This window comes from Cupriavidus sp. NPDC089707, assembly GCF_044748965.1.
Lineage (GTDB): Bacteria > Pseudomonadota > Gammaproteobacteria > Burkholderiales > Burkholderiaceae > Cupriavidus.
Genome location: NZ_JBIVHB010000005.1, coordinates 70,599 through 86,965 on the forward strand (window position 1 = coordinate 70,599; position 16,367 = coordinate 86,965).

General features: G+C 68.3%; 12 protein-coding genes. 3 read left to right on the plus strand and 9 right to left on the minus strand.

Annotated elements, in window-relative coordinates:
- Position 1: 1 nt before the first annotated feature.
- Positions 2-3,154 carry an efflux RND transporter permease subunit gene (locus ACIP1U_RS10480; RefSeq protein ID WP_400314502.1) on the minus strand — a complete coding sequence of 1,051 codons (3,153 nt, stop codon included), beginning with the start codon at positions 3,152-3,154 and terminating at the stop codon, positions 2-4.
- Between the two features lie 72 nt (positions 3,155-3,226).
- On the minus strand, positions 3,227-4,489 hold the full coding sequence (locus ACIP1U_RS10485; RefSeq protein WP_400314504.1) for an efflux RND transporter periplasmic adaptor subunit: 1,263 nt from the start codon (positions 4,487-4,489) through the stop codon (positions 3,227-3,229).
- Between the two features lie 564 nt (positions 4,490-5,053).
- Between ACIP1U_RS10485 and ACIP1U_RS10490 the strand changes: the two genes are divergently transcribed.
- Positions 5,054-5,791, plus strand: coding sequence for a TetR family transcriptional regulator (locus ACIP1U_RS10490; RefSeq protein ID WP_400314505.1), 738 nt, complete (start codon positions 5,054-5,056; stop codon positions 5,789-5,791).
- Between the two features lie 20 nt (positions 5,792-5,811).
- Here the strand turns inward: ACIP1U_RS10490 and ACIP1U_RS10495 are convergent, their stop codons facing one another.
- Positions 5,812-6,948 (minus strand): ABC transporter substrate-binding protein, encoded by a 1,137-nt coding sequence (locus tag ACIP1U_RS10495; RefSeq protein ID WP_400314506.1) that lies wholly within the window; start codon positions 6,946-6,948, stop codon positions 5,812-5,814.
- A gap of 231 nt (positions 6,949-7,179) precedes the next feature.
- Between ACIP1U_RS10495 and ACIP1U_RS10500 the strand changes: the two genes are divergently transcribed.
- Entirely contained in the window at positions 7,180-7,854 is a 675-nt protein-coding gene (locus ACIP1U_RS10500; protein WP_400314507.1) for a response regulator, read from the plus strand.
- A 22-nt stretch (positions 7,855-7,876) separates the two neighbouring features.
- Positions 7,877-9,343 (plus strand): sensor histidine kinase, encoded by a 1,467-nt coding sequence (locus tag ACIP1U_RS10505; RefSeq protein WP_400314509.1) that lies wholly within the window; start codon positions 7,877-7,879, stop codon positions 9,341-9,343.
- Between the two features lie 174 nt (positions 9,344-9,517).
- On the opposite strand, the gene ACIP1U_RS10510 is transcribed toward ACIP1U_RS10505, so the two are convergent.
- The 6 genes from ACIP1U_RS10510 to ACIP1U_RS10535 form a co-directional block, all read right to left on the minus strand.
- Positions 9,518-11,002 (minus strand): dihydrolipoyl dehydrogenase family protein, encoded by a 1,485-nt coding sequence (locus ACIP1U_RS10510; protein ID WP_400314511.1) that lies wholly within the window; start codon positions 11,000-11,002, stop codon positions 9,518-9,520.
- Between the two features lie 66 nt (positions 11,003-11,068).
- Positions 11,069-11,977, minus strand: coding sequence for a patatin-like phospholipase family protein (locus ACIP1U_RS10515; protein WP_400314513.1), 909 nt, complete (start codon positions 11,975-11,977; stop codon positions 11,069-11,071).
- On the minus strand, positions 11,977-12,399 hold the full coding sequence (locus ACIP1U_RS10520; protein WP_400314515.1) for a PaaI family thioesterase: 423 nt from the start codon (positions 12,397-12,399) through the stop codon (positions 11,977-11,979). Before ACIP1U_RS10520 ends, ACIP1U_RS10515 begins: the two co-directional genes overlap by 1 nt.
- A 269-nt stretch (positions 12,400-12,668) precedes the next feature.
- Positions 12,669-14,183: a tripartite tricarboxylate transporter permease gene (locus ACIP1U_RS10525; RefSeq protein ID WP_400314517.1), complete on the minus strand. Its 1,515-nt coding sequence runs from the start codon at positions 14,181-14,183 to the stop codon at positions 12,669-12,671.
- Positions 14,184-14,211: 28 nt separating this feature from the next.
- Positions 14,212-14,685 (minus strand): tripartite tricarboxylate transporter TctB family protein, encoded by a 474-nt coding sequence (locus ACIP1U_RS10530; protein WP_400314519.1) that lies wholly within the window; start codon positions 14,683-14,685, stop codon positions 14,212-14,214.
- Between the two features lie 261 nt (positions 14,686-14,946).
- Entirely contained in the window at positions 14,947-15,915 is a 969-nt protein-coding gene (locus tag ACIP1U_RS10535; protein ID WP_400314521.1) for a Bug family tripartite tricarboxylate transporter substrate binding protein, read from the minus strand.
- Positions 15,916-16,367 lie beyond the last annotated feature (452 nt).

Consider the following 16,367-nt stretch of genomic DNA (forward strand, 5'->3'; position numbering starts at 1 on the left):
GTCAGAGTTCCTCTTGCGGGTCATGCCACTTCTTGTCAAGCATGCGCTGGCGCTCGCTGCCCTTGAAGCGCTTGCGCACCACGACGAAGAAGACCGGCACCAGGAAGATCGCCAGCACCGTGGCCGTGATCATCCCGCCCATCACACCCGTACCGATGGCGCGCTGGCTGCCCGAGCCCGCGCCGGTGGCGATCGCCAGCGGCAGCACGCCCAGGATGAACGCCATCGACGTCATCAGGATCGGGCGGAACCGCAGGTGCACCGCTTCCAGCGTGGCTTCGATCAGGCCCTTGCCTTGCGCCTGCAGGTCCTTGGCGAATTCCACGATCAGGATGGCGTTCTTCGCCGACAAGCCGATCGTGGCGATCAGGCCCACCTTGAAGTACACATCGTTAGGCATGCCGCGCAGCGTCACGCCCAGCAGCGCCCCAAGCACGCCCAGCGGCACCACCAGCAGCACCGAGAACGGGATCGACCAGCTCTCGTACAGCGCGGCCAGGCACAGGAACACGATGATCAGCGACAGCGTGTACAGGATCGGTTCCTGCGCGCCGGCCAGGCGCTCTTCATACGACTGGCCCGACCACTCGAAGCCGAAGCCCGGCGGCAGCTTGGCGAAGTTCTCTTCCATCGCGCGCATGGCCTCGCCGGTACTGCGTCCCGGCGCGGCCTGGCCCGCGATCTTCACCGCCGGCATGCCGTTGTAGCGCTCCAGGCGCGGCGAACCCATGATCCACCTGGACGTCGCAAACGCCGCGAACGCCACCATGTCGCCATTGCTGTTCTTCACGCGCAGCTTGGTCAGGTCGTCCGGCAGCCGGCGGTCGGCGCCGTCGGCCTGCACGATCACCTTGCGCACCCGGCCTTCATAGATGAAGTCGTTGACGTAGCTGGAGCCGAACGCAATCGACAGCGTCGAGTTGATCTCGGCCACCGACACGCCCAGCGCACGCGCCTTCTCGCGGTCGATGTCGATCTGCAGCTGCGGCGCATCTTCCTGGCCTTCGGGGCGCACGCCCATCAGCACCGGGTTCTGCGCGGCCATGCCGAGCATCATGTTGCGCGCTTCCATCAGCTTGGCGTGGCCCTGGCCAGTGCGGTCCTGCAGGCGGAAGTCAAAGCCCGAGGAGTTGCCCAGCTCGGCAATCGCCGGCGGATTGAGCGGGAAGATGATCGCGTCCTTGATGAACGACAGCGCGCCGAAGGCACGGCCCACCAGCGCCTGCGCGGTCTCGTCCGCGCCGGTGCGCTCCTTCCAGTCCTTCAGGCGCACGAACGCGATACCGCCGTTCTGGCCGCGGCCGAAGAAGGAGAAGCCCGCCACCGTGATCATCTGGTCAACCACCTTGCTTTCCTTCTCCAGGTAGTAGTCCTCGATCTGCTTGAGCACGCCGATGGTTCGGTCTTGCGTGGCACCGTTGGGCAGCTGCACCACGGTGATCATGTAGCCCTGGTCTTCATCGGGCAGGAACGACGACGGCAGGCGCTGGAACAGCACCACCACGCCCGCGATGATCACCGCGTAGATGATCAGGTAGCGGCCGGTGCGCTTGAGGATGCGCGCGACCACGCCCTGGTAGCCGGTCGACGCGGTGGCGAAGGTGCGGTTGAACCAGCCGAAGAAGCCCTTCTTCTCATGGTGATGGCCAGCTTCCACCGGCTTGAGCAGCGTCGCGCACAGCGCCGGGGTCAGCGTCAGCGCCAGCAGCGCCGAGAACGCCATCGAAGCGATCAGCGAGAGCGAGAACTGGCGGTAGATGTTGCCGACCGAGCCCGAGAAGAATGCCATCGGGATGAACACCGCGGTCAGCACCAGCGTGATGCCGACGATGGCGCCGGTGATCTGGCCCATGGCCTTGCGTGTCGCTTCACGTGGCGAGAGTCCTTCCTCGCTCATGATCCGCTCGACGTTTTCCACCACCACGATGGCATCGTCCACCAGGATACCGATGGCCAGCACCATGCCGAACATGGTCAGCACGTTGATGGAGAAGCCGAACGCCAGCAGCGCGCCGAACGTACCCAGCAGCGCGATCGGCACCACCAGCGTCGGGATGATGGTGGCGCGGAAGTTCTGCAGGAACAGGTACATCACCAGGAACACCAGCACCACGGCTTCCAGCAGCGTCTTGATCACTTCCTCGATCGAGATCTTGACGAAGGCCGAGGTGTCGTAAGGCACCGTGTACTGGTAGTCCCCGGGGAAGTTCTTCGACAGCTCTTCCATCTTGGCGCGCACCGCGGTGGCCGTGGCCAGCGCGTTGCCGGTCGGGGCCAGCTTGATGGCGATGGCCGCCGACGGCTTGCCGTTGGTGCGGGCCAGCGTCGAGTAGTCGGCGCCGCCCAGCTCCACGCGGCCCACGTCCTTGATGCGCACCGACGAACCGTCGGGGTTGGTGCGCAACAGGATGTTGCCGAACTGCTCCGGCGTGGACAGCCGGCTTTCGGTGGTGACGGTGGCGTTCAGCTCGGTGCCCTTGGGCGAGGGCGTGCCGCCCAGTTCGCCCACGGCAACCTGCACGTTCTGCTCGCTCACCGCGGCGGTCACGTCCAGCGGCGTCAGGTTGTAGCCGGTCAGCTTGGCCGGGTCCAGCCAGATGCGCATGGCGTACTCGGTGCCGAACAGGTCGGCCTGGCCCACGCCGGGCACGCGGCGGATCGAGTCGATCACCTGTGCAGAGACATAGTTGCCGAGCTGGATCGCGCTGGCCGTGCCGGACCTGGACGACACAGTCAGGAACATCATGTAGTTGTTCCCGGCCTTGTCCACGCGCACGCCCTGCTGGCGCACTTCCGCCGGCAGGCGCGCTTCCACGCGCTTGAGGCGGTTCTGCACTTCGACCGAATTCAGGTCGATGTTGGAACCCGGCGCGAACGCGATGGTGATCGTCGCCAGGCCGGTCGATTCGCTGGTCGAGTTGTAGTAGAGCAGGTTGGGGGCGCCGTTAAGCTCCTGCTCGATCACCGACGTGACGGAATCCTCCAGCGTCTTGGCCGACGCACCCGGGTAGGTGGCCGTGACCGAGATGATCGGGGGGGCGATGTTCGGGTATTGCGCGATCGGCAACTGCATGATCGACAACATCCCGCCCAGCACGATGATCAGCGCGAGCACCCACGCGAACACCGGCCGGTCGATAAAAAACTTGGCCATAAGACTGGCTCCCTCTTTGTCTAGCCCTGTGTGCCGCGGCGGCTGGCTTCAGCTGCCGCGGCGCGGCGGTGTTCAGCCTTGCTTGCCCTCGGCCTTCGTTTCCTGCTTCGCTTCCTGCTTCGCTTCGGCCTTGGGGGCGGAGGCCGGGGCAGCGGAAGCCGAAGCCGGCGTGGCGGCCGGTGCCGAGGCATCCGCCTGCACGAACGGCACAGGCTTGGCCGGCGCGCCGACCTTGACCTTCTGCAGGCCCTCGACGATCACCTTCTCGCCGCCCTTCAGGCCTTCGGTGACGATCCAGCGGTCGCCGATCGCCTGCGGCGCCTTGACCGGCACCGAGGCAACGTTGCCGTCCTTGCCGACCACCAGCACGGTGGCGCCCTGCGCGCCGCGGATCAGCGCCCGCTGCGGCACGGTCAGCGCGTTCTCATCCACGCCCTGCTCGATCTTCACGCGCACGAAGGTGCCCGACAGCAGCTCGCGCTTCGGGTTGGGGAACTGCGCGCGCAGCGTGATCGCGCCGGTGGTCGGATCGACCGTCATGTCCGAGAACAGCAGCTTGCCGGTGTGCTCGTACTCGCGGCCGTCCTCGACGTACAGGTGCACGTTGGCGCCGCCGTTGACGCCCTTGACGGCGCCCGACTCGATGGCGCGGCGCAGGCGCGTGACTTCCGAAGCCGGCTGCGTGAAGGTGACCCACATCGGGTCGACCTGCTCCACCAGCGCCAGCTTGGTCGCCTCGCCCTTGCCCACCAGCGCGCCCTCGGTCACCAGCGCGCGGCCGGCGCGGCCGCTGATCGGCGCGGTCACGGTGGTGTAGCCCAGGTTGATCTGGGCGGTGCGCACGGCGGCCTTGGCCGATGCCACGTCGGCATTGGCCTGGCCGGCGGCGGCCACGGCGTCGTCGTATTCCTGCTTGCTGACCGCGTTGACGGCCACCAGCGGCTTGTAGCGCTCGGACTTCAGGCGCGCGGTGACGGCGTTGGCCTCGGCGCGCTGCAGCGCGGCCTGGGCCGACGACAGCTCGGCCTGGTAGGGCGCCGGGTCGATACGGAACATCACCTGGCCGGCCTTTACTTCGCCGCCCTCGGTGTAGTTGCGCGACAGCACGATGCCTTCGACGCGAGCGCGCACTTCGGCCGTGCGCACGCCTTCCAGGCGGCCCGGCAGTTCATTGACGACGGCGACCGGCGACGGCGTCACGGTGACCACGCCCACTTCCGGCGGCGGCGGGGGGCCGCCGGCGGCCTGCTTGTCGCCGCAGGCAGCGAGCGCCAGCGCCGACAGCGCAGCGGCTGCATAGGTGGCAACGCAACTGATACGTTGGGACTTCCTCATCGATAACCCCATGATGGCAATTTGAGATCTGCCGCATCGCCCCGGCCTGCCTTCTCAGGAAAGCGGAAACGACGCAGCCCGCCGCAATATTTGCGGCGGATAAAAGCGTGATGCTAGCCACAAATCGCGTCGACGCGGTGACGAATGCGACGAACGGTGGCTTTTATATGACGACTGGATTGTCGACCGGCTGGCCTGTGCAATGAGTCGCCCAAGGTGCTTGGCTATGTCACAGGGGGCGGGTGGCCGAAAGCCGGGCGAGCGCGTATTATATATACATTCAAGCATGTATGTTAAGTCGATTTATTAGCAAGGGCTTTCGGGCGCACATCGCGTCGGGTGGATCCGGTGAGAACCATCGGATCCCAACGAAAAGCCGGCAAACCTGATCCGGATATCCGGCGCAAACCGCCGACTCGGGTTAGGATGCGCGCCGTCCTGTCGGACCCAGGCCTGCGACAACATCGCCATGTGACGACAACGACCCGCCGCGCGCTTGCGCAGCACCGGGGAGATTCAACAAGCCGGACCGTGGCCACCAGTCCGCCGGCATATGAGACAGAAATGGTCAGACGCACCAAGGAAGAGGCGCTTGAAACGCGCCACCGGATTCTCGACGCGGCCGAAACCGTGTTCCACGCCCGCGGCGTGGCACGGCCGTCGCTGGCCGACATTGCCGAGGCGGCGGGGGTCACCCGCGGCGCGATCTACTGGCACTTCAAGAACAAGAGCGATGTGTTCGCCGCCATGTGCGACCGCGTGCATCTGCCAGTGGAAGCGCTGTGCGATCCGGAGCGCCTGGCGCGCCAGGAAGACCCGCTCGGCGGCATCCGCGATATCTGCGCCTATGTGATGCGCCAGACCGTGGTCAACCCGCGCTGGCGCCGCGTCTTTGAGATCATCTTCCACAAGTGCGAGATGGTCCAGGACAACGGCGCCATCTTCGAGCGGCAGCGCCAGTCGCACAAGGAAGGGCTGGTCAAGATGCGCGAGCACCTGCGCCTGGCGCTCGACCGCGGGCAACTGCCGGCCGACCTCGACCTGGATCTTGCGGTCAACGCCTTCCACGCCTGCATCGGCGGCGTGCTGGCGCACTGGCTGTTCTCGCCCGAGGACTTCGACCTCGACGCCAATGCCGAACGCATGGCGGATGCCTTCGTCGATACCCTGAAATTCTCCCCCGCGCTGCGGCACGGCTATGTGCCGCGCCCGATGGCACAGCTCGACGACGAACTGTCGACGCTGTGCGAGCAGGCCTGCCAGCAGGCCGCGGGCCTGGGCACCAGCGACCTGGTGCCCTGAGCCCCTGATACCGGCCTGCGCTAGCCGCGCACGGCTTCGTGCCAGCGTGCGAGGAAGGCGCGCTTGCGCAGGGTGTCCTGCGCGGCCAGCAGGCCCGGTCCCACGCTGATCGGCTTGAGCGCGTAGCCCAGGCGCTCCGACAGCGCCGCGGCGGTATGCACGCTGTCGGTATCGGTGCGAATGGTATAGAGCTGCGTGGTCGACTTGGCCAGCAGCGCCTGGCCCTCGCGCGACAGCAGGAAATCCAGCCACAGCCGCGCCGCATTTGGCCGCGGCGCGCGCTTCGCAATAAACGCTACCCGCGACATCACCAGCGTGTAGTCGCGCGGCGCGATCACGTCGATCGCCGCACCGCGCTCCATCAGCGACAGCGCGTAGGAACCCAGCAGGTTGTACCCCATCACCAGCTCGCCGCTGGCAATGCGCTCGACCATCTCGGCGGTGGACGACGACAACTGCACCCGGGCGCGCCCCAGCGCCTGCGCCAGGTACCAGAACTCGCTGCCCATGCGCGCGTCCTGCTGCGCCAGCAGGTAGCCCACGCCGGAGCGCTCCACGTCATATGTCACCACCTTGCCGCGCCAGCGCGGCGCGTTCTCCTGCAGCAGCCGCGCCAGCCCGGTGCGGCTGCGCGGCGCGCGCATGCCGGCGAAGTGGTGGCGGTTGTAGACGATCACCGCGGGCTCGAAGGTGGTGCCCCAGGCCTCGTCGCGCCACACCGCCCAGCCGGGCAGGCCGGCCCGCTCGGGCGAGGCGTAGCGCTGGGCGTTGCCGTCGTTGACCAGCTTGATCTGCAGGTCCATGGCGGTGCTCCACAGCACGTCGGCATAGCGCGCACCCGGCGCCGCGCGGCCGCTGCCGAGCGCGGCGGTTTCCGCCAGGAAGCGCTGGTTCAGGTCGATGGTGTTCAGGTCCTCGTAGCGCACCCGGATGCCGGGATAGCGCGTCTCGAATGCCGTGATCAGCGGCTGCGCCACCTCCAGGTCGGTCGAGGCGTAGACCACCACCTCGCCTTCGCGCTGCGCGCGGGCGATGGTGACGTCATACCCGGAGGGGTAGCCAGGCGGCGGCGCCGGCAGCCTGGACTGGGCCTGCAGCGGCAATGACAGCGAAGTCCCGGCCAGCAGCGAGGCGCCGACCAGCCGGCGGCGTTGCAATGAGACGGGTGATGCGAGGGATGCGGGAGTTGCGGGCGAGCCATGCGCCGCGGGCAGCATGGAAGCGGACAGCTGGGGCGGACACTTGGGCACGGTGGTCGGGAACTGGAGGGCGGCCCTGGCAGCGGGCGCGCCGGGACAAGCGGGGCGGGGTTATTATAGGCGCCCGCGGCACGCGCGCCATAGCGCCGGGGCCGCCTGGCACAGAACCGGCAGAGGAGGAGAACCGGCATGCGCATCCTGCTGGTGGAGGATGAAGTCGAACTGGCACGCTGGGTCGCCCGCGCACTGGAGCAGGGCGGCTTCGTGATCGAGCACGTCGCCGACGGCCTGCAGGCCGAGACACGGCTGCAGGCCGAGGAATACGACGCGGTCGTGCTCGACCTGCGCCTGCCCGGCAAGGACGGGCTGGCCGTGCTCAAGTCGATGCGCGGGCGCGACGACCGCACCCCGGTGCTGATCCTGACCGCGCAGGACACGCTCGACGAACGCGTGCGCGGCCTCAACCTCGGCGCCGACGACTACCTGCCCAAGCCTTTCGCCATCGCCGAGCTGGAAGCGCGCCTGCTGGCGCTGATCCGGCGCAGCCGCGGCCGCGCGCACCCGCGCCTGCAGTGCGGCACGCTGGTGTTCGACGGCGAGACCCGCAGCTTTACGCTCGATGGCCAGCCGCTGGCGCTGACGCCGCGCGAATCGACGCTGCTGGGCGCGCTGCTGGCGCGCAGCGGCCAGCCGCTGACCAAGGCGCAGCTGCTCGACAAGGTGTTCTCGCTCGACGCCGATGTCTCGCCCGATGCCATCGAAGTGCTGGTCTACCGGCTGCGCAAGAAGCTGGCCGGGCACGGCGTCACCATCGTCACGTTGCGCGGCTTCGGCTACCTGCTGGAGCCCGAGGCCGGGCGCTGACATGCGCTGGAAGGAAACGGACATGCGCTGGCGCATGGGGCCGCGCCATCCCGTGCTGCGGTGGCGGCGCGGCAGCCTGCGCCGCCAGCTGCTATTGCTGCTGGTGCCGGCGCTGGCGGCCATGATGGCGATCGACACCTGGCTCACCTACGGCACGCTGCGCGATGCGGCCAACCGCGCTTACGACCGCTCGCTGTACGGCTCGATCCGCACCATCGACAACGCCATCGGCATGGCCGGCGAGAGTATCCAGCTCACCCTGCCCGACGCCGCCATGGAGATGTTCGAAAGCGCGGCGCAGACCCACGTGTATTACCGCGTGTCGCTGGAACGGGCCGGCAAGGTGGAAACCATTACCGGCTATGACGACCTGCCGCTGCCCGCCGGCAACCTCGTCAACAACCAGCCGCGTTTCTACGATACCGAGTACCTGGGCGACGCGGTGCGCATTGGCGTCATGGCGCGCCCCGTGTACCGGCCCGATGCGCGCATGCGCGTGATCATCCAGGTCGCCGAGACCGCCGAGCCGCGCAGCGCGCTGATCGCCACGGTATGGCGCAGCGCGCTGGCGCGCGACCTGCTGCTGATCCTGCTGAGCGCCGCGATCCTGGTGGGCGGCGTCACTTACGTGCTGCGCCCGCTCAAGCGCGTGCGCGACGACGTCGAGGCGCGCTCGCCCGACGACCTCGCCCCGCTGGCCTTCGAGCGCGTGCCGTCCGAGGTGCGGCCGCTGGTCGACGCGGTCAACCTGCACGTGTCGCGCTCGGCGGCGATGGCGCAGTCGCAGGCGCAGTTCATTGCCGATGCCGCGCACCAGCTGCGCACGCCGCTGGCGATCCTGAAGACGCAGGCCGAATACGCCCAGCGCCAGCTGCGCGATCCCGATCCGGAAGCCGCGCGCCGCGCCGCGGGCGAAGCGGTGGGCGGCATCGTCACGCAGCTGGAGCAGGCCGCGCGCCTGACTAACCAGTTGCTGGCGCTGGCGCGGGTACGCCAGCACCATGGCGAGAACGCACAGGAAGCGGACGCCATCGACATCATCGACGCCGTCGCCGTGGCCGAGCAGGTGGCGCTCGACTACCTGCCGCTGGCGCGCGGCAAACAGCAGGACTTCGGCTGGGAGCCGGTGCCGGGGCTGAAGCTGCCGGTGCGCGCCGATCCCGCGCTGCTGCGCGAGGCGCTGGCCAACCTGGTGCACAACGCGATCCAGTACTCGCCGCGCGGCAGCCGGATCACCTTGTCGGCAAAACGCAGCGACGAAACCGCCTGCCTGATCGTGGAAGACGACGGGCCGGGCATCCCGCCCGAAGAGCGCGAAAAGGTCTTTGCGCGCTTCTACCGCCGCGTGGGCAACGCCGAGCCCGGCTCGGGGCTCGGGCTGGCGATCTCGCGCGAGATGGCGGCGCGCTTCGGCGGGACCGTGGAGCTGGGCGAAGGGCAGCAGGGTACCGGCGTGCGGGCGGTGCTGAAGCTGCCTGTCGGCGAATAACTCGGCCAAGAACGCATCGCGACCGACTGCGGTCCCCCTCTCCCGCTTGCGGGAGAGGGTTGGGGAGAGGGCTGGAATGTCGACGAAGTGAGGCTCCTCGGTATGCCAGTGCCTGCCCTCTCCCCCGGCCCCTCTCCCGCAAGCGGGAGAGGGGAGCAAACCGGCGGCAATCAGCTAGCTGAACAGCTCCTCCGCCACCGTCGGATGCAGCTGGACCGTGGTCTGCAAATGCGACTCACGCACGCCCAGTCGCAGCGCCACCGCCAGCGCCTGCACGACCTCCGGCGCGGCGTTGTCCATCAGGTGCACCCCCAGCACGCGGCCGCTGCGCGCGTTCAGCACCAGCTTGAACACGCTCTGGTGCTGCGTGCCGCCGAAGCGGTTTTCCAGCGAGACGAAGCGCTTGACCACGGTGCGGATGCGTTCGGGCTTGCCGGCATCGGCGATCGCCTGCGCCTCGGTCATGCCGACCGCGCCGATGGCGGGTTCGCAGAACACCGCGGTGGGCACGAAGTCGAAGTCAGCACGCTCGCCGCGCCGGCCATAGAGCCGGTCCGCCAGCCACCGGCCCTGCGCGGTCGCCACCGGCGTCAGGTGCAGGCCGTCGGTGGCGTCGCCGATCGCGTAGATCTTGCGCACGCTGCTGCGGTGCTGCTTGTCGACATGAATGCCACCCTTGTCGCCAAACACCACGCCAAGCTCTTCCAGCCCCAGCCCCTGCACATTGGAGATGCGCCCGATCGCCGCCAGCGCGGCCTGCGCGCGTACGGCCTCGGTCTGGCCGGGGCGGTCGGTGGGGCGGTAGCAGACTTCCACCGCGCCGTTGGCCTGGCTGAGCAAATGCACTCGCGCATTCAGGTGCACGCGCACGCCTCGCGCAGTCAGCGCATCGGCCAGCGCTGCCCCGATCTCATGGTCGAAGTGCTGCAGCAGCCGGTCGCCGGCAACGATCAGGTCTACCTTGACGCCGTAGCGCGACAGGATCGATGCCTGCTCCACGCCGATATAGCCGCCGCCGATCACCGCGACCGAGGCGGGCACGGTCTGCCAGGTAAAGACATCGTCGGAGCTGGCCGCCAGTTCGCCGCCGGGCACGTCCAGCGTGCGCGGGCGCGCGCCAGTGGCGATCAGGATGCGGCGCGCATGGATGGTCTCGTCGCCGACGCGGACTTCATCGGGCGCGGTGACGCGCGCGTCGCCACGCAGGATCTCCACGCCGGATTCATGCAGGCGCTGGGTGTAGCCCGCGTTCAGCCGCGCCACCTCGGCGTTGACGCGCACGATCGCGTCGCGCCAGTCCTCACGGCCGCCGGTGTGCGAGAGGCAGCCTGACAGGATCGCCGCCCACGAGGCGCCGTAGGAGAGCATCTTCTTGGGCACGCAGCCGCGGTTGACGCAGGTGCCGCCGATGGCATCGCGCTCGACCAGGATCACGCGCGCCCCGTGCGCCGCCGCGCGCCGCGCGCACGCCACGCCGCCGGAGCCGCCGCCGATCACGACCAGATCGGCGTCGCGCTCCTTGCCGTTGCGGCGCTTGCCGGCACCTGTGGAGCGGGCGCGCGGCACCCGTTCCACGGGTGGCGCGGCGCTGACCTGACGGGCACGCCGCGGTTCGTTGGTCCCCTGCGTTCCGTTGGGGGTTGTCTTGCGCTCGGTCATCCATGCCTCCTGTCGCGGCACGCGGGCCGCATCGACAAACGATCAGGCCGGTGCCACGCCGCGAAGCTAGGCGGCCGGCCGCAGTTCGGTATTCAGGATCGACGGCCACTCGCGCAGGAAGGTTTCCCCGTCGCGGCGGCCGAGTTCGTAGGCGTGCGTCATGGCATCGGGCCGGGTGTAGTCCCAGCTAGAGATCGGCACGCGTTCCGAGGGCTGCAGGTACAGGCGGCGCTGGCCGCCGTGCTCGATGACGAAACGGCGCGGGCGCGGATAGAGCCGCGTGACCAGCACCAGCACATTGCCCGGCGCGGCGTCGAGCGCATCAACCGGGACGTTATCCACAAGGCCGCCGTCGAGCACCGGCCGGCCGTGGCGGCGCAGCACCGGCGTGAACGGCGGCGTCGACGCCGACTGCAGCAGCAGGTCGGCCAGCTGGTCGGGCGAGGCGCAATCCTGCGCGCGCACGAACTCCGGCCGGAAGCCCAGCTTGCGCCCCAGCCGCGGATGCAGCGTCTTGAGCATATGCTTGTCGATGTTGTAGGCCAGCAGCCCTGCCGCCACCGCCAGCCGCGGGCCGCTCCAGCGCGGGATATGCGCCACGCCGATGCGGATCTCGGGCGCCTGCTGCAGGTGCGCCAGGCGGCCGTCGGCAAAGATCGTCAGCAGGGCGGTGCGGTAGATGCCGTAGTGGGGGAACACGCGCTCGTTGCGCAGCAGGTTGCCCCAGTAGGCATTGCGGCGGTTCCTGGACAGCACCTCGCGGTAGTAATCCATGGTCTGGTGCGAGTCATGCGCATAGACCATGCACGCGGTGGCCGCGCCGGCCGAGATGGCCGCGATCACGCGCGGACGCAGCTGCAGCTCGGGCGCGACCGTGTCCCACCAGCCCGCCTGCCACCAGCAGCGGTTACCGCCGCCGGCAAAGACGACCTGGTCAAAGGGATTGGCGGGATTGGCGCCCGCGCTGGCCGGCATCAGAGCAGCGCGTAGGTGGTGGTGGCCTGCACCGCCAGCTTGCCGTCGGTGCCGGTCAGCGCGATCTCGCCGAACACCACGGTCTTGCCCAGGCGCAGCACGTTGGCGCGCACCAGCACGTCGCCGTCGATCACGGGACGCATGAAATTGGTGGTGAGCGAGACCGTGGTCATCGGGCGGAAGCCGCCGAGCGCACTCGCGACGGCGACGATCATGGCGGTGTCGGCCGCCGACATCAGCACCTGGCCGCAGACCACGCCACCGGCGTGGCGAAATGATTCGTTGAACGGCAGGCGCAGCGTTACGCCGTTTGCATCGATGGCTTCGGCACGCAGACCAAGCTGGCGCACCCACGGCGCCAGCACGCGTTCGAGCGTGGCGTCGATGTCGGCAAGGGCAAGTTGCGGTGATGCTTCAGACATGGCGGTCCTCGTTCTTGTATCCATGTTCCATAGCCGCGGCCGTGGCTGGCCCGTGGCGGACCGCTACGCTGTCTCCCCGGCGCGACGCGATGCTTCAGGCAATGATACAGGGGGCCGCTGGCAAGCACCACGAAGGCCATCCGGATCACATGGAAGGCCGTCAGCAACGGCACGCCCGGCGCCAGCAGGCCCGGCGCCGGAGTGCAAATGCAAAGGGCCCGCACGCCATGGCGCCGGGCCCCGGGGAGGCTACCGCATGCTAGCGCGCATCACGCCGCATTGTCAGCCTGTGCGTGCGCCGAGCCACGCGCGGCATGCCAGCGCAGCAGGCGCGGGATCACCACCACCGCCACGGTCATCGCCAGGATGGTGGCCGAGATCGGCTGGCGCAGGAACAGCGTCCAGTCGCCCTGGCCGATCGACAGCGCGTTGCGCAGCTGCTTCTCCGCCATCGGCCCCAGGATCATGCCCACGATCACCGGCGCGGTGGGGAAGTCGAAGCGGCGCATCACCATGCCGAGCAGGCCGACCACGAACAGCAGCAGCAGGTCGAACCATGACTGGCGGATGCCGTAAGCACCAAGGCCCGCGAAGATCAGGATGCCGCCGTACAGCAGCGGCGTGGGCACGCGCAGCATGCGCACCCACAGGCCGATTGCCGGCAGGTTCAGCACCAGCAGCATGACGTTGCCGATATACAGCGACGCCAGCAGGCCCCACACCAGGTCGCCCGAGGTCTGGAACAGCATCGGGCCCGGCTGCAGGTTGTAGTTCTGGAACGCGGCCAGCAGGATCGCGGTGGTGTTCGAGGTGGGGATGCCCAGCGTCAGCAGCGGGGCCAGCGTCGCGGTCACGGCCGAGTTGTTGGCCGCTTCCGGGCCGGCCACGCCTTCGATCGCGCCGACCTTGCCGAACTCTGCCTTGTGGTCCGACAGCTTCTTCTCGGTCGCATACGACAGGAAGGTCGGGATCTCGGCACCGCCCGCGGGGATCAGGCCGAACGGGAAGCCGATGAACGTGCCGCGGATCCACGCCGGGATCGAGCGCTTCCAGTCCGACTTGTTCATGTGGACTGAGCTGAGCTTGTTGTAGGTGCTCGCCGGCTGCGGGAAGAAGGCGTTGAAGAGCGCCTCGCCGACCGCGAACAGGCCCACCGCCACCACCACGATGTCGATGCCGTCATACAGCTCCTGCACGTTCATCGAGTAGCGCGTCTGGCCCGACAGCGAATCCATGCCGATCAGGCCGATGCCCAGGCCCAGGAACAGCGCCGTCATGCCGCGCAGCAGCGACGAACCCAGCACCGCGGAGACCGTGGTGAAGGCCAGCAGCATGATCATGAAGTACTCGCCCGGGCCGAACTGCAGCGCCACGTCGGCCGCCACGGGCGCGAACAGCGACAGCATCACGGTGGCGATGGTGCCGGCCACGAACGAGCCGATCGCCGCGGTCGCCAGCGCCGGGCCGGCGCGGCCGTTCTTGGCCATCAGGTTGCCTTCCATGGCCGTGACCATGGTGGAAGACTCGCCCGGCGTGTTCATCAGGATCGAGGTGGTCGAGCCGCCGTACATCGCGCCGTAGTAGATGCCGGCGAACATGATCAGCGCGGCGGTCGGTTCCACCTTGGCGGTCAGCGGCAGCAGCATCGCCACCGTCAGCGCGGGGCCGATGCCAGGCAGCACGCCGATGGCGGTGCCGAGGAAGCAGCCCACCAGGGCCCACATCAGGTTGATTGGCGTGATCGCGACGGCAAAGCCGTGCATCAGCATGTTCAGGGTTTCCATTCGAAGACTCCTTGCTGGACGGGCGGGCTCAGAAGCCGGCGATGGGGAGCAGCGGCAGGTTGATGCCGAGCAGGAATTCAAACAGCGCCCACATCGGCACCGTGATGCACAGGCCCACGATCACGTCGCGCACGATGCGACGGCTGCCGTAGCCGCGCGCCACGCACACCATCAGCAGCGTGGAAGAAAACACGAAGCCCAGCGTGCCGATCAGCGCCATGTTCAGCACCAGGCCGCCCGCCACCCACAGGAAGCCTTTGAAGTTGTGCGGCGCGTTGGGCAGCTCGGCATCTTCCTCCGGCATGTTGGCGAAGCCGCCGCGCACGCCCTGCCAGGTCAGCAGCGCGCCGCACACGGCCAGCCCGACGGCCACCAGCGTGGGCACGAAGCGCGGCGACAGGCCGGCATAGCCTTCCTCTCCGGAGATGCCCGACAGGCCGAGAAAGAAGAACAGCGAAAGCGCCAGGACGGCAATGCCGATGGCAACGTGCGAGGGTTTCATTGGAGACTCCTTGGCCTTTGTCGCCAGCAAGGGGAGGCTGGCGTCCGCGACGCTGGCTTGCTGACCTTGCGGCCCGCGCGGCAATGAGGCCCGGCGACATATGGTTGTTGTCTTCGGTATCGCAGGTGGACACCGGGCCCCATGCCGTTTTCCTGCCGCCGGGATCGACCGGCGGTGTTGGCAGGCACGACAGGTAAAGCGGTTTTGATGCGGTAATGCGGGGGGTTTACAGGCCGCGCCGGGTTGGCGCGGCAGCGGGCTTTACTTGGCGACGCCCAGCTCGCGCAGCGTGCCGCCCAGGCGGGTCGATTCGCTGTCGACGAACTTGCCGAACTCATCGCCGGTCAGCAGGAAGGGCGTCCAGTCGTTCTTCTGCAGCGTGTCCTTCCAGGCCTGGCTCTCGGTGGCCTTGACCACCGCGTCGATCATGGCCTTGCGCTGCTCGGGCGTGGTGCCGGGCGCGCCATACACGCCGCGCCAGTTGTAGATCTCGACATTGACGCCTTGCTCCTTCAGCGTCGGGATATCGGCGGTGCGGTCCTTGGAAGTCACCGCCAGCGCGCGCATCTTGCCACTCTTGACGAAGGGCAGGAACTCCGACACGCCAGCGATGCCCACGGTCACGTGGCCGCCCATGATCGAGGCCGAGGCTTCGCCGCCGCCCTGGAACGGCACGTAGTTGATCTTCTTGGGATCGACGCCGCTTTCCTTGGCGACCAGGCCGGCCAGGATATGGTCGATCGAACCCTTGGAGCCGCCGCCCCAGCTGACGCTGCCCGGATTGGCCTTCAACTGCGTGGTCAGGTCCTTGATCGACTTGATCGGCGAGCTGGCCGGCACGGTGATGACCATGGTGTCGGCGAACAGGCGCGCGATCGGCGTGGCGTTCTTCAGCGTGACCGGCGGCTTGTTGGTCTCGATCGCGCCGACCATCACCGCACCTACCACCATCAGCGCGTTGGGGTTGCCCTTGTCGGTGTTGACGAACTGCGTCAGCGCGATGGTGCCGCCGGCGCCGCCCTTGTTGTCGTACGAAGCGGTCTTGGCCTGGCCCGCGGCGATCATCGCGGCGCCCAGCGAGCGGCCGGTCTGGTCATAGCCTCCGCCGGGGTTGGCGCCGATCATGACCTTGACGCTGTCCAGCGCATAGGCGGGCGCGGCAACGACGGTGGCGGCAACGGCGGCCGATGCCAGCGCGGCATGGGCGAAACGGGAAAGCGAACGGCGCATAGCGGTCTCCTTGGTAGTAGTACCGGTGATCGCTTGCCACTCACTGGCGACCGCGATCCGACCCGGGGGTTCCGGCAGCCTCTGCATTGCCGGGGACGAGGACACGGCCTGGCGGCAGCGCGCGAGGCGCTGCCGGGGTTGTCTCCTGTCCGGGCGCGGCGGGGCGTGGCCGGGACTGTTCTTGGATTATTGGTGAACATCAGACCGGGGTTAGCGGCCTTGGGGCGGATTCTAGGCGGGGGAAACTGTCAAAAGGCTGTCAAAAGGGAAGGGAAGGGGTTGGGGTTTACGTGGATGGCGTGGGATTGGCGTGTGGGCGGGCGGGACTTCGTGGTGGCGCCGGCCCTCTCCCCCACCCCTCTCCCGCGTGCGGGAGAGGGGAGCGATCGCCAGCGGTGTCGGCAAACTCTCAAGCCCTCGAATATCGACACCTTGCACCCCTCTCCCGCCTG